This is a genomic window from Rhodococcus sp. 14-2470-1a, assembly GCF_002259425.1.
Lineage (GTDB): Bacteria > Actinomycetota > Actinomycetes > Mycobacteriales > Mycobacteriaceae > Rhodococcoides > Rhodococcoides fascians_E.
Map to the genome: position 1 here is coordinate 172,066 of NZ_NPFZ01000032.1, position 20,880 is coordinate 192,945.

Annotated in this window: 20 protein-coding genes; 14 read left to right on the forward strand and 6 right to left on the reverse strand. The window is 63.8% G+C overall.

What is annotated here, in order from left to right:
• Positions 1 to 81 precede the first annotated feature (81 nt).
• Both CH292_RS21770 and CH292_RS21775 read left to right on the forward strand, forming a co-directional pair.
• On the forward strand, positions 82 to 696 hold the full coding sequence (locus CH292_RS21770) for a TetR/AcrR family transcriptional regulator (protein ID WP_037181186.1): 615 nt from the start codon (positions 82 to 84) through the stop codon (positions 694 to 696).
• Between the two features lie 76 nt (positions 697 to 772).
• Positions 773 to 1,555: an IclR family transcriptional regulator gene (locus CH292_RS21775; protein WP_033188750.1), complete on the forward strand. Its 783-nt coding sequence runs from the start codon at positions 773 to 775 to the stop codon at positions 1,553 to 1,555.
• Here the strand turns inward: CH292_RS21775 and CH292_RS21780 are convergent.
• The 6 genes from CH292_RS21780 to CH292_RS21805 all read right to left on the reverse strand — a co-directional run bounded on the left by CH292_RS21780 (position 1,543) and on the right by CH292_RS21805 (position 8,574).
• Positions 1,543 to 2,532, reverse strand: coding sequence for a D-glycerate dehydrogenase (locus CH292_RS21780; protein WP_094655729.1), 990 nt, complete (start codon positions 2,530 to 2,532; stop codon positions 1,543 to 1,545). The genes CH292_RS21775 and CH292_RS21780 overlap by 13 nt on opposite strands.
• The gene (locus CH292_RS21785) at positions 2,529 to 3,482 is read right to left on the reverse strand and encodes a hypothetical protein (protein WP_019667753.1); all 954 of its coding nucleotides are present in this window, start codon (positions 3,480 to 3,482) and stop codon (positions 2,529 to 2,531) included. Before CH292_RS21785 ends, CH292_RS21780 begins: the two co-directional genes overlap by 4 nt.
• The gene (locus CH292_RS21790; protein ID WP_094655777.1) at positions 3,482 to 4,687 is read right to left on the reverse strand and encodes a CaiB/BaiF CoA-transferase family protein; all 1,206 of its coding nucleotides are present in this window, start codon (positions 4,685 to 4,687) and stop codon (positions 3,482 to 3,484) included. Before CH292_RS21790 ends, CH292_RS21785 begins: the two co-directional genes overlap by 1 nt.
• 68 nt (positions 4,688 to 4,755) lie before the next feature.
• Positions 4,756 to 6,216 (reverse strand): GntP family permease, encoded by a 1,461-nt coding sequence (locus tag CH292_RS21795; protein ID WP_019667751.1) that lies wholly within the window; start codon positions 6,214 to 6,216, stop codon positions 4,756 to 4,758.
• Positions 6,217 to 6,480: 264 nt separating this feature from the next.
• Positions 6,481 to 6,906 carry a hypothetical protein gene (locus tag CH292_RS21800; RefSeq protein ID WP_094655730.1) on the reverse strand — a complete coding sequence of 142 codons (426 nt, stop codon included), beginning with the start codon at positions 6,904 to 6,906 and terminating at the stop codon, positions 6,481 to 6,483.
• Between the two features lie 120 nt (positions 6,907 to 7,026).
• Positions 7,027 to 8,574 carry an acyl-CoA synthetase gene (locus CH292_RS21805; protein WP_094655731.1) on the reverse strand — a complete coding sequence of 516 codons (1,548 nt, stop codon included), beginning with the start codon at positions 8,572 to 8,574 and terminating at the stop codon, positions 7,027 to 7,029.
• 207 nt (positions 8,575 to 8,781) lie between these two features.
• Between CH292_RS21805 and CH292_RS21810 the strand changes: the two genes are divergently transcribed.
• The 12 genes from CH292_RS21810 (at position 8,782) to CH292_RS21865 (ending at position 20,838) form a co-directional block, all read left to right on the forward strand.
• Positions 8,782 to 10,179 carry a 4-hydroxyphenylacetate 3-hydroxylase N-terminal domain-containing protein gene (locus CH292_RS21810; protein ID WP_094655732.1) on the forward strand — a complete coding sequence of 466 codons (1,398 nt, stop codon included), beginning with the start codon at positions 8,782 to 8,784 and terminating at the stop codon, positions 10,177 to 10,179.
• 29 nt (positions 10,180 to 10,208) lie between these two features.
• Complete coding sequence (locus CH292_RS21815) at positions 10,209 to 11,399, forward strand: thiolase family protein (protein WP_020113278.1); 1,191 nt, start codon at positions 10,209 to 10,211, stop codon at positions 11,397 to 11,399.
• A gap of 12 nt (positions 11,400 to 11,411) precedes the next feature.
• Entirely contained in the window at positions 11,412 to 12,242 is an 831-nt protein-coding gene (locus CH292_RS21820; protein ID WP_033188746.1) for an NAD(P)-dependent oxidoreductase, read from the forward strand.
• A 103-nt stretch (positions 12,243 to 12,345) separates the two neighbouring features.
• Complete coding sequence (locus CH292_RS21825) at positions 12,346 to 13,107, forward strand: 3-hydroxyacyl-CoA dehydrogenase (RefSeq protein WP_094626729.1); 762 nt, start codon at positions 12,346 to 12,348, stop codon at positions 13,105 to 13,107.
• Entirely contained in the window at positions 13,104 to 13,877 is a 774-nt protein-coding gene (locus CH292_RS21830) for an enoyl-CoA hydratase/isomerase family protein (protein WP_033188745.1), read from the forward strand. The genes CH292_RS21825 and CH292_RS21830 overlap by 4 nt, the downstream gene beginning before the upstream one ends.
• Before the next feature lie 111 nt (positions 13,878 to 13,988).
• Complete coding sequence (locus CH292_RS21835) at positions 13,989 to 14,855, forward strand: TetR family transcriptional regulator (RefSeq protein WP_037181198.1); 867 nt, start codon at positions 13,989 to 13,991, stop codon at positions 14,853 to 14,855.
• A gap of 38 nt (positions 14,856 to 14,893) precedes the next feature.
• Positions 14,894 to 15,772: a sulfurtransferase gene (locus tag CH292_RS21840; protein ID WP_094655733.1), complete on the forward strand. Its 879-nt coding sequence runs from the start codon at positions 14,894 to 14,896 to the stop codon at positions 15,770 to 15,772.
• 70 nt (positions 15,773 to 15,842) lie between these two features.
• On the forward strand, positions 15,843 to 17,456 hold the full coding sequence (locus CH292_RS21845; RefSeq protein WP_037181202.1) for an ABC transporter substrate-binding protein: 1,614 nt from the start codon (positions 15,843 to 15,845) through the stop codon (positions 17,454 to 17,456).
• Complete coding sequence (locus tag CH292_RS21850) at positions 17,411 to 18,481, forward strand: ABC transporter permease (protein WP_094655734.1); 1,071 nt, start codon at positions 17,411 to 17,413, stop codon at positions 18,479 to 18,481. The genes CH292_RS21845 and CH292_RS21850 overlap by 46 nt, the downstream gene beginning before the upstream one ends.
• Positions 18,474 to 19,295 carry an ABC transporter permease gene (locus CH292_RS21855; protein ID WP_033188743.1) on the forward strand — a complete coding sequence of 274 codons (822 nt, stop codon included), beginning with the start codon at positions 18,474 to 18,476 and terminating at the stop codon, positions 19,293 to 19,295. Before CH292_RS21850 ends, CH292_RS21855 begins: the two co-directional genes overlap by 8 nt.
• Entirely contained in the window at positions 19,292 to 20,203 is a 912-nt protein-coding gene (locus CH292_RS21860; RefSeq protein ID WP_094655735.1) for an ABC transporter ATP-binding protein, read from the forward strand. The genes CH292_RS21855 and CH292_RS21860 overlap by 4 nt, the downstream gene beginning before the upstream one ends.
• Entirely contained in the window at positions 20,200 to 20,838 is a 639-nt protein-coding gene (locus tag CH292_RS21865) for an ABC transporter ATP-binding protein (RefSeq protein ID WP_094655736.1), read from the forward strand. Before CH292_RS21860 ends, CH292_RS21865 begins: the two co-directional genes overlap by 4 nt.
• Positions 20,839 to 20,880 lie beyond the last annotated feature (42 nt).

Genomic DNA, 20,880 nt, shown 5'->3' on the forward strand with positions numbered 1-20,880 from the left:
AATGATTTCAGTTAACTAGAAATAACTGAACTTATAGTAAACTAGAATTAACCGAGTTGTCCAGGATGGGGAGGGGAATCGATGGCCGAACAGACCGTGGAAGGCGAGTCCAAGCCGGAAACGCTGCGCGAGCGCCGTAAGGCGGAACGGCGTGCGCAGCTACTGTCCGCGGCGGCCGAACTGTTCGCCGACCGCGGTTTCGCATCCGTGCGGCTCGAAGATCTGGGCGCTGCAGTGGGTGTCAGTGGGCCGGCCGTCTACCGGCACTTTCCCAACAAGGAGTCCGTTCTCGTGGAACTTCTCGTCGGCATTTCCGAGTACCTACTCGACGGTGGACGGCGAGTGGCAGAGCGCGAGCCTGCAGGTCGTACCGTGCTGGACGACCTGATCGAGTTCCACCTCGACTTCGCCTTCGAATCCCCGGCGCTCATTCGAATCCAGGACCGCGACCTGCAGAATTTGCCGGACGCCGCCCGGCGAAAGGTGCGCCGGATGCAACGTGAATACGTCGAGCTGTGGGTTGCCCAACTGAGGGCTCACGACACGAACCTCAGCGAAAGCGATGCTCGCACAAAAGCGCACGCGGTGTTCGGTTTGATCAACTCGACTCCCTACAGCGCCGGGCGCACTAGGTCCAAGAATGTCCGCCCGTTGCTGCGGGAGATGACCACCGGTGCGCTGGGGATCGATGCATGATGCTCGCCAGAATGCGGGCCGCTTCTGCGGTTCGGATGTGTCGGACCGTAGCGGCATATCGGGATACATTTGAGTCGTGAGCACGGACAACTCTTCGGGATCCAAGCAGCAGCCCTTGCTCGTTCTGGGCAAGATCACCGAGATCCTCGACGCCTTCTCCTTCGATCGTCCGTCGTTGACACTGGGTGAAATCCAGCACGCCACCGGTCTTCCGACGTCGACGGTTCAGCGGCTGGTCACCAACCTGGTGCAACAGGGTTTTCTCGATCGAAGCGGCGACCGGATTCGGATCGGCGTGCGAATGTCCTACTGGGCCGCGACTGCCGCCAAGGACCTCGACGTGTTGTCCATCGTGACCCCGATCCTGAAGAACTTGCGGGACGAGACCACCGAGACGACGTGCTTTTTTCGAGCGGAACAGAACTATCGAGTGTGTGTCGCGTTGGCGGAGACGCGGCATCCCCTCCGGCGCGACATGTACGTGGGCAAGATCGCTCCGTTGAACGCGGGTTCTGCGGGGCGAGTACTTCTTGCGTACGACGACGACTTGGCGGAAGAGATTCTGGCACAGGAACTTCAGCCGGTGACGGACCGAACGGTGACCGATACCGACATTCTTCGGGAACTGCTGCGGAAAACCAGATCCGACGGTTACGCCATCACGACGGGCGAGCGGGACACAGGAGCATCCGGATTGTCGGCCCCGGTGTTCAATTCCGCGGCCGACGTCATCGGCGCCGTGTTGATCAGTGGCCCGACTCTCCGGATGCCTCTCTCGAAATGCGAGGAGTGGGTGGATCTGCTGGTCTCGCACGCCGAGCAGATCACCCGAACTCTCGGTGGTCGCTACCCGGCGTGAGTCCACGCTTCGGGGTTGACCGGGTGCGGAGGAAGAGAACCTCCGAACATCGCGGCGGCGTTCTCGGCGCACAATCTGGCCATCTCCGATCGCACCGACACCGTCGCGCTGCCCACATGGGGGAGTAGCACAGCGTTCGGGAGCTCCGCGAGACCCGGCGCAAGTGCAGGCTCGCGTTCGAACACGTCCAGTCCTGCAGCGGCGATCGTTCGGTGTCCGAGTGCCTCCACGAGCGCGGCCTCGTCGACGACGGGTCCGCGAGCTGTGTTGATCAGAATTGCCGAGTCCTTCATCGCCTTCATCACGCCGGCGTCGACGAGGTGATGCGTCGCGTCGTTCAGCGGAACGTGAAGGGACAGAAAGTCACTTGTCGTCACCAGCTCGTCCCACGTCACGTGCTCGACGCGCCCGGCGAATTCACCGAGTTCGGCGTCGCTGACGTCTCGATCCGACGGTGGACGTGGGCAGAACTTGACCTGCATACCGAAACCGAGTGCACGCCGTGCCGTCGCGCGCGCAATCCGGCCGAAACCGGCGAGTCCGAGAACCCTCCCGGACACGTCCGTGCCGAGCATGAACTCAGGGGCCCACCCGGTGAAGCCTCCGGATCGCACGAGGCTGTCCGCCTCCACCGCGCGGCGTGCCGTCGACAGCATCAGAAGCAACGCGATGTCTGCCGTCGAGTCGGTCAGCACACCAGGGGTGTTTCCGACGGTGATGCCGCGCGCGGTTGCCGCTGCCACGTCGATGTTGTCGAATCCGACTGCGTAATTGGATATTCCGGTGAGCTTGGCCGATTCCAGCAACTCGGCGTCGAATTTGTCGCGAAGTTGGGACACGACGACCGAATACTCACCCGACGCACATCGTTCGACGAGGCCCGCGTGATCGAGCGCGAGCACCTCGACCTCACCGGCTGCAGCCAGGATGTCCATGCCGGGAGCCGGGATGGGGATCGTGACCAGAATCTTGCTCATATGACCCACTCGAATGCGTTGGCGGATCCGGTGCCCTCGGTGCGGGTGCCGCGACTCGAGCGTGCACCCTGAACGGTCTTGGACCGCATGGGTTCACCGAGCTCGGCAAGCAGTTTCTCCGATAGTTCGACCATGGTGGCGAGTTTATCGGGGTCGAACCAGTCCGGACGAGTGGCGAAGAGGATGTCCTCGGTCGAGGTGTTTCCGCTCGCACCGGGAGCGAACGGGCAACCCCCGAGACCGCCGAGAGACCCATCGACCAGAGTGGCACCTGCAGTGATCGCGGCGAGCGTGTTCGCAACCCCGAGGCCCCACGTGTCGTGACCGTGATAGACGATGCGTCGCTGCGGGGACTCGGCAGCAACTCGCTGAACGAGCGATGTCACCTGAGCGGGAACGGCCTGTCCGAGAGTGTCACAGATGACGATGTCGACCGATCCGGCCGTTCTGTCGTCGTTGGCGATGGACAGTACGCGATCCTCGGGAACGTGGCCGTCGAACGGGCAGGTGAACGACGTGGCGATGCACAGTTCGATCTTGCCCCCGACCGACTCGGCGATCGCGGTGGCGTCGGGCATCGCGGCGATCGAGGTCTCCGTCGAACGGCCGATGTTGGCCTGATTGTGTGCATCCGACGCCGACAGACAGTACTGGAAATTACGTGCACCGGCGGCTGCGGCCTTCTCGACGTGGCGCGGCGTGGCGACCCACACCCAGCACCGCTCGAGCTCCTCCGGTGTCAGTTCGCCGATCAGCTCGAGTGTTCCCGCCATCGGGGGAACCTTGTCCGGTCTGGCGAGCGAGCCCAACTCGATCTCGGGCACACCGAGAGCGATGAGCTGTCGGGTGATGTCGAGCTTGCGTTCGACGGAGAGCAACTTGCCCGTCAGCTGGAGTCCGTCGCGCAACGTGACGTCGCGCAAGTGCGCTGTGGGAGTGAACGTGTACATCAGGCGCCTATCTCTTCGGATTCTCTACCCAGTAGGTTTTTCAGTACTTCTGCTGTGTGTTCGCCCAGCTCGGGGCCGACGGATCGGATCGGTAGCGACGCGTCGCCGATGACGGGAACGATGCCCACGAAACCGACGTCCGCCGGTTCACTGTCACCGGTGTCGACCTGGAAGTTCTGAATCATGTTGCGCGCGTTGTACTGCGCGTCCGCCACCACGTCGGCGGCAGTGTAGATCGGGCCGGACGGAACACCGGCAGCATCGAGGAGCTTCAGGGCGTCGTCACGAGAATGCATCCCGGTCCACGCACTGATCGCGGCGTCGAGCTCGTCGCGACGCTTCCATCTGCCGGCATTGGACTGGAGGTCGGGATCTGCGCCCAGGTCGGGTCGCTCGATGGTCTCCATGTAGCGCTGGAAGATCGCATCGCCGTTACCCGCGATGATGATGGAGTGACCGTCGTTGCACGGGTAGGCGTTCGACGGTGCGATGCCCTCCATGCGGCCTCCGACGCGTTCGCGTTCGACGCCGTAGGCAAGATAGTCCGGAATCAGGGATTCCATCATCGACAGGATGGATTCGTTCAGGGCCACGTCGATGGACCGTTGTGTCAGAGACAGAGTGGATTTCGCGGTCTGCCGTTGGAACAGGGCCATGACGCATCCGAACGCCGCGTAGAGACCTGCGATCGAATCGCCGATCGAGACTCCGACGCGCACCGGTGGTCGGTCGGGATCGCCGACGAGGTTGCGGAAACCCCCGTATGCCTCGGCAACTGCGGCGAATCCGGGACGCTCGGACATGGGTCCGGTCTGTCCGAATGCGGAGATCCTGGTGATGATGAGGTCGGGATTCTTGCGGCTGAGAACTTCCGGCGAGATTCCCCATTTTTCGAGCGTCCCTGGGCGGAAGTTCTCCAGAACGATGTCGCATTTCTCGGCGAGGTCGATGACGTCCTGCCGGCCCTGGTCGGTTCGAAGATCGAGAACGATGGACTTCTTGTTGCGATTGATCGTGCGGTAGAGCATCGAGGTGGTGCCGGAGTACAGACGCCAGTTGCGGAGTTCGTCGCCGGTGCCCGGTCGCTCGACCTTGATCACCTCGGCGCCGAAATCGGCCAGCATACGGGCAGCAGTCGGTGCGGCGATGTAGTTACCGAGCTCGAGTACCCGTACTCCGCTCAGTGGTAGGGCTTGGCCGGTCATGGTGTTCCTTTCGGTACTCGGCACTGCATTCTGGTCGTGTGCACGGTCCGTGCGGCTCGAGTCGGGTGTCACAGTACGAGGCTCATCGGCATGATCAGCAGGATGGCGATCACGGAGGCGACGGACACGCCGACCGAGCACGTCTTGAGCGTTCCGCGGGTGGTCTGGCCCATCAGTGACTGCAGTAGCCAGAAGGTGTTGCTCGTGACGTGAACCGCGAACAGTGAACCGGCGCCTGCCGCAAGAGCGATGAAGACGGGGTCTAGTCCGATCAGCGGCGCGACAGGGGCCAGGATTCCGGCCGAGGTGATGGCGGAGATCGTGACGGAGCCGACGGCGATGTGCAGTGCGGCAGCGATGACCCACACCATCAACAACGGCGCTGCGGTGCTCGCGGTGAAGTACTGCCCCAGAATCTCACCGAGTCCTGCCTCGTTGATGACTGCCGCCAACGATCCGCCGACACCGGTGAGGATGAGGATCTGCCCACTCTCGGCGAATCCTCGTGCCAACGCCTTCTCGACGCGCTTCTGCCCGACGTGGTACCGGCCGATCAGGCACGTACCGACGAGACCGAACAGCAGAGCGATGACCGGGCTCGCTACGAACTCCACGATGGGCTGGGAAAGTTCGGCGACTTCGAAGACCGCGCCGGTGGCGATCAGGAAAAGCGAGAGCAGCAACGGGGAGAGCAACACGATGAGGCGGGTCTGCTTTTCCTCACGCACCTTCTCGGCGACACCGACCGCGCCCGAGCCACCGTTTCCGGACGCACCGTCGTTCGACGTACCGCTGACGGAACCTCCTGCAGCGGGCGTTCCGCCCAGCTCGTCGTTCGTGTCCGCACCGTCGATGGGCCCGACCGTCTCGTCGATGACCGCGACCTGCTCCTCGTCCTTCTCCTCGTTCCACCAGCCGTGACGGAAGACGAACGACATGATCGCGACCGAGAGCACGACGACGGGGACGATGAGGATGAGTCCGTAGATCATCATCTTGCCGAGCGGCACACCGAGTAGGCCCGCAAGAGCCAGGGCGGCAACACCGGGAACCATGAACACGATGCCGCACTCGAGTGCGATGGCCAGCGCCGTGGCCATGCGGGCGGTGCCGTACTTACCGATCTTGGGTCCGAGGTTCCGGGCGAGTGGTGCAGAGATGACGAGCAGAACGTCCAGGAAGATGGATTGAAGTACGGTCGCGATCGTCAGCGACAACGCGTACGGCATCCGTTTCGGGCCGAAGGTGCGCAGCAGTGTGCCCACCAGCCGTTGAATGGCGTTCATCTCCTGGAGCACGGAGCCCATGAGAACGCCGAATGCAATGAGTAGGCCGACTTCGGCCATGATCTCGCCGAAACCGCCGGCAATGGTGTCGACCGTCTTCTCGACGCCCAGTTTGGTGGCGAGGCCGAGGTAGGCGGCACCGAGAACGAGCGAAACGACGGGGTTGAAACGAAAACGCACGATGAAGATAACGACCGCCAGCACTGCTATGGCGGTGTTGATCACGATCCACATGTCGGACATCGGTTGGTCTTCCCACGAGTTGTGAGTGGCGTCATGGAGGAAACTTGGCTGTGACGCGCCACACTGTCACCCACATTATGGGCATACATTTACTTCGTGAGCAAGCTTGGATTCGGCGGAGTTTGCAACACTCCCGGGGTGCGCTGATAAGAGTCCAGAAGTGGTGCAGATATCGGCCGTGTGGGAGAGGCCCGCCCTCGCTCGCAGGCGCCTTCGATGTGTAGGGGTTACCGGCTCACCCGTTCGGTGCCCGTTGTAGCTGTTTCAGGGGTTCGACGTGGTGCTCGATTCGGTTGAAACGTCTGCATGCTCGCGTTGCCGGACGAGAACAAGAACGACGACCGCACCGACGATGCCGAGCGCACCGGCGGTCGCGAAGGCGCTGCCGTAGTGGTCGCCCGCGACGATGACGCCGGTGACGGTCGGGACGGTGGTGAACAAAGACATGTCACGGAGGCTGACGCCTTGCACGTCGACGAGATATTCGGGGAACCACGTCATGAAGAAGAACAGGATGTAGTTGTAGCAGAACAGGGACAACGCGATTGCGAGCACGGAGGGCTGAACCACTGCCCGCCAGGCCGAGTGGCTCGCACCGGCAATTTCCTGCGCAGTGCGCTGCTCGGTGCCGGCGTCCTTCCTGATCAATGCGAGCTCGGCGGCGTCGACCCGTGAACTGTCGCTGCACACTGCGGGAGGATCTCGTCGAGACCATCGGAGCGCTGGCCCTCGAGCGCAGGTCGAGGTCCTGCCGCATCGGTGAATCCTAGGGCAACGAACTTCCCGTTTTCGGGCGGTCCGATGTTGTGGTCATCCAAGTACGACGCTGTCGTACTTGCCCTTCAGGCGTCCCTTGACGAGCTTGCCCGTCGGTGTGCGCGGGAGGTCCGAAGTGAAGACGATGTGACGCGGAACTTTGTACCGTGCCAACGAGTTTCGTGCCTCGCTCAGGATCGACTCGGCCAGATCGTCGGAAGATTCGACACCCGGCAACAATTGCACGACGGCGAGCACCTGCTCGCCCATTTCCGGGTCGGGTACGCCGATCACAGCAACATCGAGGATGCTCGGATGCGAGGCCAGGACGTTCTCGATCTCCTGCGGATAGATGTTCACCCCACCGGAGATGATCATGAACGTTGCACGATCGGTGAGGAACAGATAGCGATCCTCGTCGAGGTAGCCGACATCCCCTGTTGTGGACCAGTTCTCGTGCAGTGGGTGCTGTGCGCTCTTCGTCTTGGCAGGGTCGTTGTGATAGGCGAACGGCATGACGTCTCGTTCGAAATAGACGTCGCCGATTTCGCCGGGAGGCAGGACCTCGCCGTCAGGACCACAGATGCGCACTGTGCCCAGAAACCCGTCCTTACCGACCGAACCGGGCTTCTTCAGCCACTCCGCAGATGTGATGCTCGTCAATCCGGCCAGTTCGGTGGAGGAGTAGTACTCGACGAGAATCGGCCCCCACCACTCGATCATGGCGTGTTTGACGTCGACCGGGCAGGGCGCCGCTGCATGGATCGCCACCCGCAGCGTCGACAAGTCGTACTTCGCTCGGACCTCGTCGGGGAGTTTCAGCATACGAACGAACATCGTCGGCACCCACTGACTGTGCGTGACAGCGAACTTCTCGATGTAGGACAGTGCGCGCTCGGCATCGAACTTCCCCATCACGACGACCGTTCCGCCGAGAGCCTGTACCGCTGCGGCGGTGCGAAGGGGAGCAGCGTGGTAGAGAGGGGCCGGCGAGAGATAGACCGTCGACGAATCCACACTCCAGATCGTCGACGCCAACGCAGCCATCGTGTCTCCGGGTTCTTCGATCTGCCGATTCGGAAGTGACGGCTCGATCCCCTTGGGCTTGCCCGTGGTTCCGGAGGAGTACAGCATGTCCGCGCCGCGCGGCTGATCGGCCAAGGGTTCGTCCGACAGGTCGACGATCGCGTCGTCGAGGTCGTCGAACCCCGGAACCGGACCCCCGAAGGCCAAGCGGATGTCCACGCCGTCGACCAAGTCGGCAACCTTCGTGGCAGTGTCCCCGAGCGCAGCGGAGGTGATGACAGCGCGGGCTCCGCAGTCGTCGACTATGTACGCCATCTCGGCGGGGGTGAGATGACGGTTGACGGCAGTGATGTACAGACCTGACCGGAGCGCAGCCCAATACACTTCGAACACCCTGACCGTGTTGTCGCTGACGAGCGCAATGTGGTCGCCTACGCGAAGTCCGGCGTCGCGCAGATAGCGAGCAATGCGGACGGACTGGGATTCCAGTTCGGCAAACGTCACTGTCTCACCGGTTTCGGCCATGACTACAGCAGCTTTGCTCGGGTGGGTCGCAACGTGGGCCCCGGGATACATGGCATGCCTTTCGCTGAACAGAGAACGTTCGATCGATGCAACCGTATCAACGATCGGGGTCGCACTCCGCGAGTATCAAGGTCAAGGATTGAAATTCAGACGTTGACACATAAATGCACCGCTGACAAACTAAACAGAAGTCGAACGATTGAACGGTCTGTTGTACCGTTGTAGTCATGTGCAAGTCACTTCCGAGAGGTTCGTCAGATGGGCATTCGCACAGCACGCCAGTACCGAGAGGGGCTGCGAGACGGCCGTAACGTCGTGTACCAGGGCCAGAAGGTCGACGACGTCACGGCGTTCTCCGAGTTCGACACGGCGATCTCTCACTCGGGGCTTGCGTACGACATCGCGGAACTCGAACCCGATCTGGCCATCGCCGACGATGGACAGGGTCCGTACACCGCGTTCTATCGAGTACCACGTACCGCCGAGGACATCGAGCGTCGCGGGCGGCTGATCGAAAGTGTGTGCAAACTCGGCACTGGCACGATCGTCTTGAAGGAGGTCGGTAGCGACGCACTGTTCGGTCTCCTGCGGGCTCTGTCCGGGGAGGGATTGGAGAACGCCAAGGCGTTCTACGAGCATTGCTGCGCGAACGACGTCGCGATCGCGGTCGCACAGACCGACGTCAAGGGTGACCGGATGCTCGCACCACATCAGCAGGCCGATCCCGATCTGTACCTGCACATCGTCGACGAGGATGCCGACACGATCACGGTTCGTGGCGCGAAGGTGCACACCTCCTTCTCCGCGAACGCAGACGAAATCCTGGTCCTGCCCACGCGCGCAATGGGTCCCGCGGACGCGGACTATGCACTCAGCTTCGCTGTGCCGGTGGACACACCCGGGCTCACCCTGTACGTCTCGCCCTACCTGCACGGAGACAGGGACGAGTTCACCCACCCGCTCTCCTCCAAGCACAAGCTTCTGGAGAGCCTGACCGTCTTCGACGACGTTCGGGTCCCGAAGAACCGCGTGTTCCTCGCTCGGCAACCCGAACTGGCAGGTCCGCTTGCGATCGCATTCGTCGACTACCACCGGTACACCGCCATCAATTACAAGTTGCCTCTGCTCGACCTGCTCGTCGGATCGGCGACGATGGTCGCCGAGGCCAACGGAATCTCCAAGGCCGGTCACGTGAAAAGCAAGTTGACCGAGCTGATTTCGTACACAGAAACCGTTCGTGGCTTCGGCCAACTCGCCGCGATCCGGTCGACACAGGGCGACAACGGCGTTCAGCTGCCCGACCCTCTCGCTGTGAACATGGCCAAGTATCACTTCGCACATGGATTCCATGCGGCGACCGCAGCGGTTCTCGACCTCGCAGGCGGACTGGTGGCCACAGGGCCCGGCGCGGGCGACTGGGCAGACCCCGACACCCGCAAGGTCCTCGAGAAGTACTTCGCGGCAGCAGTTCCGGCCGAGCAAAGACTTCGGCTGATCAATCTGATCGGCGATCTCTGCACCGGCAGCTGGGGTGGGTACCAGTCGGTACTCGCTACCCATGCAGAAGGTTCGGCCGAGGCCGAAAAGATGCAGATTGCACGGTCCTTCGACGCATCCAGAGCTCGGGGCTACGTGTCCGAGCTTCTCGGCTTCTGATATTCGATCAACTCCAGCGAGGAATTCCCATGAGTACAGCAGTCATCGTCGATGTCATCCGCACACCGTCGGGCAAGGGCAAGCCCGGCGGTTCGCTGTCATCGGTACACCCGGCCACCCTTCTCGCCGATCTGTTGGCGGAGCTGGTTCGCAAGCACGATCTCGACCCGGCTCTCGTCGACGACGTCATCGCAGGCTGCGTCACCCAGTCCGGCGAGCAGGCCGTGAACATCGCTCGTACCGCTGTTCTTGCTGCCGGATTTCCCGAATCCGTACCGGCCACCACCATCGATCGCCAGTGCGGTTCCAGCCAGCAGGCCGCAGCATTCGCAGCTCAAGGCGTCGCCGCGGGTGCGTACGACATCGTCATCGCCTGCGGTGTGGAGTCGATGAGCCGAGCTCCGATGTTCTCGAACGTCGGGGGCGCCGATCCCAACGTGGGACCGTTGAAGGCGCGATTCCCCGAGGGGCTCGTGTCACAGGGCATCGGAGCCGAACTGATCGCAGCACGGTGGAAGTTCGGTCGTGAGGAACTGGACGCGTACGCAGCCCGCTCGCATCGGCTCGCGTCGCAGGCAGCCGAGCGCCTGCAGGCAGACCAGATCGTGCCTGTCAGGACCACGGACGCATCAGGAAACGACGTATTGGTGAGCGTCGACGAGACCGTCCGATCGTCCACTACCGCAGAGTCGTTGGCATCGCTTCGTCCGGTGTTCCGCACCGACGAGATGTCCGCCCGGTTCCCGGAGATCGACTGGTCGATCACCGCCGGAAACTCCTCGCCACTGACCGACGGCGCGTCGGCGGCCCTCATCATGAGCGAGGAGAAGGCGTCGGCGCTCGGGTTGACCCCCCGCGCTCGGTTCCACAGCTTCAGCGTCGCAGGTAGTGATCCGCTCCTGATGCTGACCGGTCCGATTCCGGCAACCGAGAAGATTCTCGCCAAGTCGGGTCTGACGCTCGACCGGATCGACGCGTACGAGGTCAACGAAGCGTTCGCGCCGGTTCCGTTGCTGTGGCAGAGCCACTTCGACACCGACCCCGAGCGCTTGAACCCCGCAGGCGGCGCGATCGCGCTCGGGCATCCCCTCGGAGCGTCCGGCGGTCGACTTCTGGCCTCGATGCTGACCTACCTGGAGCACACGGGCGGTCGGTACGGCCTGCAGACCATGTGCGAAGGCGGCGGCATGGCCAACGCGACGATCATCGAACGAATCTGACGGAGGAACATCATGAGCGACCTACGCTTCGACGGACTCACCGCGGTGATGTCCGGTGGCAGCCGAGGAATCGGCTTGGCCATCGCCACACAGCTGGCGAAGGGTGGTGCCAACCTGGTCCTGCTGGCCAAGACCGACAACCCGGACCCCCGGCTTCCCGGGACCATTCACTCCGCCGTCGAACAGATCGAGGCCGCAGGCGGGAAGGCCGTCGGAGTCGTCGGAGACGTGCGCATCGACGCCGACGTTCAGCGAGCTGCCCAGACCGCGATGGACACGTTCGGCGGAATCGATTTCTGCATCAACAATGCGAGCGTGCTGAATCTCGCGAAGACAGAGGACCTGCCGCTCAAACGGTTCGACCTCATTCAGCAGGTCAACGTGCGCGGGACGTTTGCGCTGACGCAGGCGTGCCTTCCGCACCTGAAGAAGTCCGATTCCGCGCAGGTTCTGACGCTGTCTCCACCGATGAACATGTCGAACGAATGGTTGGGCAAACATCCCGGGTACATGCTCGGAAAATACGGAATGACCCTGCTTGCACTCGGTTTCGCCGCCGAGTTCGCCGAGTTCGGTATTGCAAGCAACTGCCTGTGGCCCGAGACCACGATCGCAACCGCTGCCGTCAAGAACCTGCTGGGCGGAGAAGAAGGCACTTCGCACGCGCGCGATCCGCAGATCATGGCGGATGCAGCGGCGCTGCTGCTGGCCCACCGCCCGAGCCGCCGAACGGGACGAACGACCATCGATGTCGACGTGCTGGCCGAGGCCGGAGTCACGGACCTGCAGCAGTACGGGGGAGTCGAACCACTCGACTACGACATCTTCGTCGATCCACGCTGACATCGCCGCGGTCCGACCGGACTGCTTCCCCCGCCCGTGCACGATCCGAACCAGTACTCATGACGGAACACACTCGTCGTGGACACAGAACAGGAGCTTTTCGTTGAAGACCGACAACATCACCGCATTGGTCACGGGAGGTGCGTCCGGTCTCGGACTGGCCACCACCGAGGCGCTCGTGGCTGCAGGAGCTCAAGTGGGCATCCTCGACCTGCCGGGATCACCCGGTGAGGCCGTCGCGCAAGCACACGCGGGTTCCGTCACGTTCCTTCCCGGAGACGTGACTTCGACCGAGGACGTGTCGCAGGCACTGGACGTACTGTCGGAGCAGGGACCGCTCCGAGTCGTGGTGAACTGCGCAGGCGTCGGCCCTCCCGGAAAGGTCCTCGGCAAGAACGGCCCGCTTCCCCTCGAGGACTTCGAACGTATCGTTCGGATCAACCTGTTCGGCACGTTCAACGTCATTCGCCTTGCAGCAGAGAGGATTGCGGCCACCGACAGTGTCGACGGCGAGCGCGGCGTCATCGTGAACACTGCGTCCGTGGCGGCGTTCGACGGCCAGATCGGTCAGCCTGCCTACGCGGCATCCAAGGGCGGCATCGTGTCGATGGCTCTCCCCATCGCCCGTGAGCTCGCGCGTCACCAGATCCGTGTCGCGACCATCGCACCGGGAATCTTCGACACACCTCTGCTGAAGTCGCTGCCGGAAGACGCACGGGCATCTCTCGGCGCGCAGGTGCCACACCCGTCGCGGTTGGGTGACCCGGACGAGTTCGGCGCGCTCGTACGGCACATCGTCGAGAACCCGATGCTGAACGGTGAGGTCATCCGATTGGACGGCGCCATCCGTATGGCACCACGATGACCGACGCGATCGTCGACGAGCCGGTGATTTACTCGACAGACGGCGCGCTTGCTCGCATCCGTCTCTCGCGCGGCGCCGCGTCCAACTCCATCGATACGGATCTGGCCGAGGCGTTCGAACGAGCAGTCGAGAATGTCGCCGCGGACCCGTCGGTCCGCGTGGTCCTGCTGAGCGGAGACGGCAAGAACTTCTGCGCCGGTGGCGACGTACGGCAGATGGCGGCGGCGGAGGACACTCCCGGATTTCTACGCGATCTGGCCGGTGTGGTTCACCGGGCACTGGCGAAGCTCGACACGCTGCCGGTCATCGTCGTTGCTGCCGTGCAGGGTTCGGCCGCGGGTGCAGGGCTCGGCCTCGTTCTCGCTTCCGATTTCGTCGTCGCCGGGCCGTCGAGCAAGTTCGCCGCGGCGTACTCGGGCGTGGGTCTGTCTCCGGATTGCGGAGTGTCCGCGCTGCTGCCGGCGGTCGTGGGCGCACGCAATGCCGCTCGGATGTTGCTGACATCCCGCGTCGTCTCCGCCCAGGAAGCGCTCGACACGGGCCTGATCACCGACCTCGTGGACGATTCCGACATCACCACCCGCGCAGAAGAACTGGCGGCAACCCTCGTTGCCGGCGCCCATCCGGCACTCGGTGAAACACGGCGGCTGATGCGCAAGGCAATGACGTCGTCGTATCAGGAGCATCTGGACGACGAAGCCGAGACGATCGCCAGGGTCGGTACGTCCGACGATGCCCAAGGCCGTATCGGCCGTTTCGCCGGCAGATGATCGATCCGGCACGGTGCGGGGTGCCAGAACGAGGGGATCAACCGCAGAACAGGTGGACCCGGCACCGCTGTTCAGTGCTGGTGAACGGCAGTGGGTTGGTAGGCTGAACGCATGACCAGTGCAGAATCGTCGACCAGTCCCGGCGCGTATGTCGGTGCCCGGGTCAGGGACATGCGTACTCAGCAGGGGATATCCCTCCGGGAGCTGGCGCGCCGGCTGGACCTGAGCCCGGCTACCATCACGGCTCTCGAGACCGGTCGAACCACGATGAGCATCGATCGTTTGCACGCTATCGCGACTGTCCTCGACATCGCGCCCGGCGATCTGTTCACGGGCGCCCCAGCAGCGTCCGGCAGCGCGAACTCGAACGCTGCTGGAGATCGGCCCCCGAACTGGCGTGAGTACGGTGAGCTCGACATGGACGTCGTGCTGCGAGCTGCGGTGGCGTGCATCGTGCGGAAGGGATACGAGGGCTCTTCCATTCGCGACATAGCCGAGGAAGCGAGCTCGAGTGTATCCGCTCTCTACCACTATTACCCGAGTAAACAGGCAATGCTCGTAGCCATCTTCGAGCTCACGATGACCGACCTCCTACGTCGTGTCACCGCCGCCCGTGACGAGGTGGAAGGAGATTCTCCGATCAGTCGATTCGCCCGGCTGATCGAGAGCCTGACGCTCTATCACAGTTACCGCAAGGAGCTCGGATTCATCGGGTCCAGTGAAATGCGTAGTCTCGAGGACTCCAATTACTCGCGCATCGCAGCCAAACGCGTCGAGGTCCAGCGCATGGTGGATGCCGAGGTCTACGCGGGGGTGGAGCAGGGGTTGTTCGGCACCACAAGGCCGCGTGAGGCCGCACGCGCCGTCGTGGCGATGTGCGTCGCCGTGGCCCAGTGGTTCGACACCGCGCGCAACGAGCGACCGGAGGACGTCGCAGCCGCATACATCGAGTTCGCATTGGACCTGGTCAAGCACTGATCGAAAGGTCTTAGTCTCACCAACCATAGGACAGAAAGATGACTTCGCAGACATCCCGCAGTTCGGTGCTCGTCAGCGTCGAGGAACTCGGTCGTGCCGCGTCTGCGGACGGACTCGTCGTGGTTCTCGACGTGCGGTGGGCACTCGGACGAAGCGACGGCCACGAGCTGTACCGGCAGTCGCACATACCGGGCGCAGTCTACGTGGACCTGGACACCGAACTCGCCGGGAACGCGGGGCCGGAAGCAGGGCGGCACCCGTTGCCGGACATCGCCGATCTTCAGGCGTCCGCCCGTCGGTGGGGATTGGACAACGGAGACGACGTCGTCGTGTACGACGCGGGTCCGAGTACGTCGGCGGCGCGGGCGTGGTGGCTACTGAGGTGGGCCGGAATCGCGAACGTGCGGATCCTCGACGGCGGTTTCGCTGCGTGGACCCGATCGCATCGTCCAGTCGAATCGGGCGAGGCATCGGTCGAATCCGGCAACGTGACGCTGAGTGCAGGCGGCCTCACAACGGTGGACGCCGATGGCGCGGCACGGTTCGCCGAGTCGGGCCGACTTGTGGACGCACGCGCAGCCGAACGCTTTCGAGGCGAGGTCGAACCGGTGGATCCGAAGGCCGGTCACATTCCAGGCGCGAAGAATTTCCCGACCAGCGCTCTGCTGGCGGAGGACGGGACATTTCTTGCCGACGACGAGCTTCGATCGGCGCTGACCGACCACGTGGGGGACGGCACCGACGTTGCCGCTGTGTACTGCGGATCTGGAGTCACCGCCGCTCATGTGATCGCGGGCTTGAACATTCTGGGCATGGAGGCGGCCCTGTACCCGGGTTCGTGGTCCCAGTGGTCGAACGACTCGACCCGATCTGTCGCGATCGGACCGGCGTCGGCCGGCGAATTGCGTCGCGAGTGAGTGCACCGCCGACGCGCATTTTCATCTGAACGTTTGTACATTTGAACTTCCGTACGAACGAAGAAGGTAGATGAACACACGTTTCGGACATCGCTGCGCCGCGGGAGCGGTCTGCATCCTCGCGCTCGCGTCCTGCGGTGCGCCCACCGGTTCGACAAATGTGTCGTCCGAGGGGGGCATCGTCCTCGCCGACGGGCATCAACTCGGTGGCTACAACCCGATCGCGGGTTACGGCTCCGCAGGCGAGGCCAAGATGTACGACGGGCTCCTACGCCTGGATGGCACACCAGGTCTCCCTGGGTTCACACCTGCTCTCGCCACCGAGATCCCTACAGCCAACGCGGATGCGACGGTGTGGACGGTGCCGCTGCGCGGCGGCGTCACGTTCTCCGACGGCTCGGAATTCGATGCCGCCGACGTGGTGGCAACCTACCGTGCGATCCTCGACCCGGCATCGGCTTCGGAAGCGCGGTCGTCGTTCGACATGATCAGCGACGTCGTTGCGGTGGACGACAGTACGGTCGAGTTCCGTCTCGCCTATCCGTACTCGGCGCTGCCCACGAAACTGCTGATCGGCATAGTTCCCTCGGAATCGGTGGCCACGCCGGGGCTTGCTGCGGAATCGAGCCTCAACACCGCGCCGATCGGCACCGGACCCTACACTCTCGTCGGCCTGACACCGGACCGCGCGATATTCGAGGCGAACGAGAAGTACTTCGGTGGCGCGCCCGAGGTGAAGAAATTGACCCTGCTGTACGTGCCGGACGACAACACGCGCGCCCAACGCATGGCGGCCGGGGAGATCGACGGTACGAACCTTCCTCCGCTGCTCGCCGAGTCGATCGGCGTGCGCGACGGAATGTCGCTGGCGTCCAACACTTCCGCGGACTGGCGCGGGGTGTCCCTCCCGACGGACAACCCGGTGGCGGGGGACGAGGCCGTGCGGATGGCGTTGAACCTCGCGGTGAATCGGCAATCGATGGTCGACGGCATCCTGGGTGGGTTCGGGCGGCCGGCGGCTACGCCGATCCCGGAGGTCTACGGTGACGCGTACGAACCGTCGGCGGTGTTCTCGTACGACCCCGGGAGTGCGGCGCGTGTCCTCGACGGCGCGGGGTGGCGGCTCGGCGCGGACGGGGTGCGCGCCAGGAACGGCACCCGCGCGGCGTTCACCGTCATGTACAACTCGACGGACACAGTACGTCGAGACCTTGCTCAGGCCTTCGCGTCCGACGCATCGGCGGTCGGTATCGACGTGAGTCTGGAGGCGTTGTCCTGGGACCGGATCGATACCAGGATTTCGTACGACGGGACACTCCTCGGCGGTGGTTCCGAACCGTACGACCCGGACACGCAGGCATACAACGCGTTGAACTCCGTGTTTCTTCGCCCCGATGTCGGCAGCGTGTACGACAACGCGAGCGATTACTCGAACGCGAACGTCGATGCTGCGTTGGAGCGGGGGCGTCGAAGTCTGGACACCGCGGAGCGTGACCGTGCCTACCGCGACATGCAGCGAGCCTACGTCGAGGATCCGGGGTACGTGTACTTGGTGTTTCTCGATCACACCTACGTCGCGAAGGACTCGGACTGGACAGTGTCGGGCCCGATTCTGGAGCCGCACTCTCACGGCGTCACGTGGGGACCATGGTGGTCCTTGCAGACCTGGACGACAACACCGTGACCTCCACACTGCTTCGGCGACGGGTGACGGCTCGGCGGGATCGCCACGCCCGACGGCGTTCGATCGTCGCCATGGTGCGTAGGCGACTGCTGTTCGTGGTGCCGGTCTGCGTGGCCGTCTCGGTCGGGCTGTTCGCGGCTGCGGCGGCGTCGCCGTTCGATCCTCTCGTGGCATACCTGGGTGTGCGGTACACCACGACATCGGAGGCGGACAAGGCTGTTCTCACCGAACAACTCGGTCTGGACCGTTCGTGGTACGACGCGTACGGACAATGGGTACAGGGCGTGTTCACCGGCGATCTGGGAACGTCGAGATCGTTCGGACAACCAGTGACTCAGGTGGTGGTGGAGCGCGTCCCGTGGACTCTGCTGCTCGCAGGACTCGGTCTGCTGCTTGCCGCGACCCTTGCGCTGGTGCTCGGCGTCCTTGCCGGTAGTCGTCGCCGAGGATGGCTCGACCGCGTGACGACCGGAGTCTGCCTAGCTGTGCAAGGAGTGCCGCCGTACGTGCTGTCTCTCGGCGCGATCGCGCTGTTCGCGCTCGGACTGGGATGGCTACCGGTAGCAGGACTCACCGAGGCTGGTGCCGACCCGACTCCTGTCGGAGTGCTCGAACACCTCGCGCTTCCGGTGTCGGTGCTCGCCCTGTCACAGCTACCGTGGTTGCTGCTGGCGGTGCGCGAATCGGTATCGACCTCTCGTGGTGAGGACTTCGTGGCGGGCGCTGTCGCGCGAGGAATTCCGGGCCGGACGGTCACGACTCGACATATCGTCCCGGCCTCGCTCGCCCCGTTCGTCAACGTCGTGGGAGCCCGATTACCGGAGCTCGTCGTCGGAGCCGTACTCGTCGAGGAAGTGTTCTCGTGGCCCGGCATCGCAGGCGCCCTCGTTCAGTCCGCGCGGGATCTCGACATGGCGTTGCTGGCCGTTCTGACGGTCGGTACGACCGTTGCGGTCATGCTCGGCTCCCTGATCGCCGACGTGTCCGCAGCCGTGTTGGATCCCCGGGTGAACACCGATGGCTAGGCGACGCTCGGTCGTCGCTGTCGCCGTTCTCTCGCTCCTCGCGCTGTACGCCGTCGGCGTTCCCTGGTTGTCCGGCGTCGACGATCGCATCACCGATTTCGAGCAAGCAAGGTTGGCGCCATCGTTCTCGCACTGGTTCGGTACCGATTCGGCAGGCCGAGATCTGTTCGTACGCAGCGCAAGCGCGATACGGACGTCCCTCCTGATCGCCGCGTCGTGCGCGGTGCTCGCCACGCTGATCGGGACCGCCGTCGGTGCAGCGGCCGGACTCCGTGGTGGCTGGTTCGACCGGGTCGTCATGCGGGGCACCGACGCCGTCAATGCGCTCCCGCATCTGCTGCTCGGTATCGTCATCGTCGCGATGTTCCGAGGCAGTGCGACCGCGGTGATGCTGTCGATCGCACTCACACATTGGACGCAGGTCGCTCGCATCGTTCGATCGGAGATACTCGGACTGAGGGGCAGGCCCTACATCGACGCCGCCATCCTCGCCGGCGCGAGTCGACGTCACGTCACAGTGCGGCACCTGCTGCCTGCAGTGATGCCGCAAGCCCTGATCGCTGTCGTACTCCTGTTGCCTCACGCGATCTGGCACGAGTCGACGTTGTCGTTCCTGGGCTTCGGACTTCCACCGCACCAGCCGAGCCTCGGAACTCTGTTGTCCGAAGCGAGAAGCTCGTTGCTCCTCGGAGGATGGTGGACACTGGTGTTTCCGGCGGGAATTCTCGTGCTCGCAACGATGTCCGTGGCGCTGGCGGGCTCGGCCTTGCGCTCGTCGATCGCACCACCCGTGCCATCGGAGCTGCGGTTGTGAGCGCTCTGACGATCGAGAATCTGACCGTCAGGATTCCGGTGCGCGGCGGTGGCGTCGTGCACGCGGCCAGCAACGTGGACGTCTCGGTCGAACGGGGTACCATCACGGCGCTTGTCGGCGAATCCGGCTGTGGCAAATCGATTCTCGCGTCTGCCGTGATGTCGATGCTCCCGAGGGAATCGTCGGTGACGGGCTCGATTTCGGTCAGGACCGACACCCGGACGGTCGACGTGTTCACCGACAAGTCCTTCCGCGGACGGGACGTTGCACTGATTCCGCAGTCGGCTTCGTCCTATCTGACCCCGGTACGGACAGCGCGCTCACAACTGAACGAAACGATTCGGGTGCTCGGGTCCACCCACACCGCGGACGACTTGGCCCTTCGAGTCGGGTTGGACCCGGCGGCGCTGGACTGCCATCCACACGAGTTGTCCGGGGGCATGGCGCAACGGGTCGCGATTGCCGGGGCGCTCGTCGGGGATCCCTCGGTGATCGTCGCCGACGAACCGACGGCCAACCTCGACACCGAACTCGCCGATCGCGTGCTGGCACTGCTGCGTCGGTCGGCGGACAACGGTGCCGCCGTCCTGCTCATCACCCACGACCTGTCGTCCCTCCTCAGATCGTCCGTCGCCGATCGAGTCGCCGTCATGTACGCGTCGCGCATCATGGAAACGGGTCCAGCTCGGTCCGTGCTAGACGATCCGTTGCACGACTACACCCGCGACCTCCTGAACGCCCTTCCGTCCCGTGGCCTGAACCCGATGCCGGGAATACCGCCGCAGCTGACCGACCTGCCCGACGAGTGCGTGTACCACCTCCGACGACCGGACACGATGTTCTCGGGTGGACCGACGAAGCTGATCACCGTCGGGGCCAGGTCCTACAGAACGAAGGCGACATCATGAGCCTCGACGCATCGGATATCACGGCCGCGTACCCCGGCACGAACGATGTACTCGTCCGGCAGTCCTTGTCGGTGCCTGCCGGCGAACTCGTCGGTCTCGCGGGACCGTCCGGTTCCGGCAAATCCACCATGGCGCGAGTCCTCGCGTTACTTCTCGCGCCGCGCGAAGGTGTCGTCCGCATCGACGGCGTGGACGTGAGCGGGGTGGGGTTCTCCGTCCCACCCGATGTGCGGCGGAAGGTTGCGCTGCTCTTCCAATCTCCGCGATCGGCGACCGATCCACGCATGACGTTGCGGTCGATCATCGAGCAACCCGCTGTGATCGCGCGTCGTGCCGCGGATGTCGACGAGCTCGCCGACAGTGTCGGATTGACCACCGACCTCCTGGCCAGGAAGCCTTACCAGGTCAGCGACGGTCAACTTCAACGTGCCTGCGTGGCACGAGCTCTCGCGCAGCAACCGAAGTATCTGATCTGCGACGAGGCCACGGCCATGCTCGATGCCGCGACCACGGCGGCGATCGTCCGTTTGATCCAACGAACTGCGGATGCGGCCGGCATGGGTGTGTTGATGATCAGTCACGACGTCGAACTCCTGTCTGCGATCGGCGCCGACACCACGTTCATCGGGAGCTGAAGACGAAGTGGCCCGAGGATTGTGATTCGCCGGCAACCAGAG

Coding starts and splice junctions, on each gene's coding strand:
- CH292_RS21840 (WP_094655733.1), top strand. CDS start 14,894: ATGACTTCGCAGACATCCCGCAGTTCGGTGCTCGTCAGCGTCGAGGAA.
- CH292_RS21805 (WP_094655731.1), bottom strand. CDS start 8,574: ATGTATCCCGGGGCCCACGTTGCGACCCACCCGAGCAAAGCTGCTGTA.
- CH292_RS21820 (WP_033188746.1), top strand. CDS start 11,412: ATGAGCGACCTACGCTTCGACGGACTCACCGCGGTGATGTCCGGTGGC.
- CH292_RS21770 (WP_037181186.1), top strand. CDS start 82: ATGGCCGAACAGACCGTGGAAGGCGAGTCCAAGCCGGAAACGCTGCGC.
- CH292_RS21790 (WP_094655777.1), bottom strand. CDS start 4,687: ATGACCGGCCAAGCCCTACCACTGAGCGGAGTACGGGTACTCGAGCTC.
- CH292_RS21855 (WP_033188743.1), top strand. CDS start 18,474: ATGGCTAGGCGACGCTCGGTCGTCGCTGTCGCCGTTCTCTCGCTCCTC.
- CH292_RS21815 (WP_020113278.1), top strand. CDS start 10,209: ATGAGTACAGCAGTCATCGTCGATGTCATCCGCACACCGTCGGGCAAG.
- CH292_RS21845 (WP_037181202.1), top strand. CDS start 15,843: ATGAACACACGTTTCGGACATCGCTGCGCCGCGGGAGCGGTCTGCATC.
- CH292_RS21865 (WP_094655736.1), top strand. CDS start 20,200: ATGAGCCTCGACGCATCGGATATCACGGCCGCGTACCCCGGCACGAAC.
- CH292_RS21785 (WP_019667753.1), bottom strand. CDS start 3,482: ATGTACACGTTCACTCCCACAGCGCACTTGCGCGACGTCACGTTGCGC.
- CH292_RS21835 (WP_037181198.1), top strand. CDS start 13,989: ATGACCAGTGCAGAATCGTCGACCAGTCCCGGCGCGTATGTCGGTGCC.
- CH292_RS21795 (WP_019667751.1), bottom strand. CDS start 6,216: ATGTCCGACATGTGGATCGTGATCAACACCGCCATAGCAGTGCTGGCG.
- CH292_RS21830 (WP_033188745.1), top strand. CDS start 13,104: ATGACCGACGCGATCGTCGACGAGCCGGTGATTTACTCGACAGACGGC.
- CH292_RS21780 (WP_094655729.1), bottom strand. CDS start 2,532: ATGAGCAAGATTCTGGTCACGATCCCCATCCCGGCTCCCGGCATGGAC.
- CH292_RS21810 (WP_094655732.1), top strand. CDS start 8,782: ATGGGCATTCGCACAGCACGCCAGTACCGAGAGGGGCTGCGAGACGGC.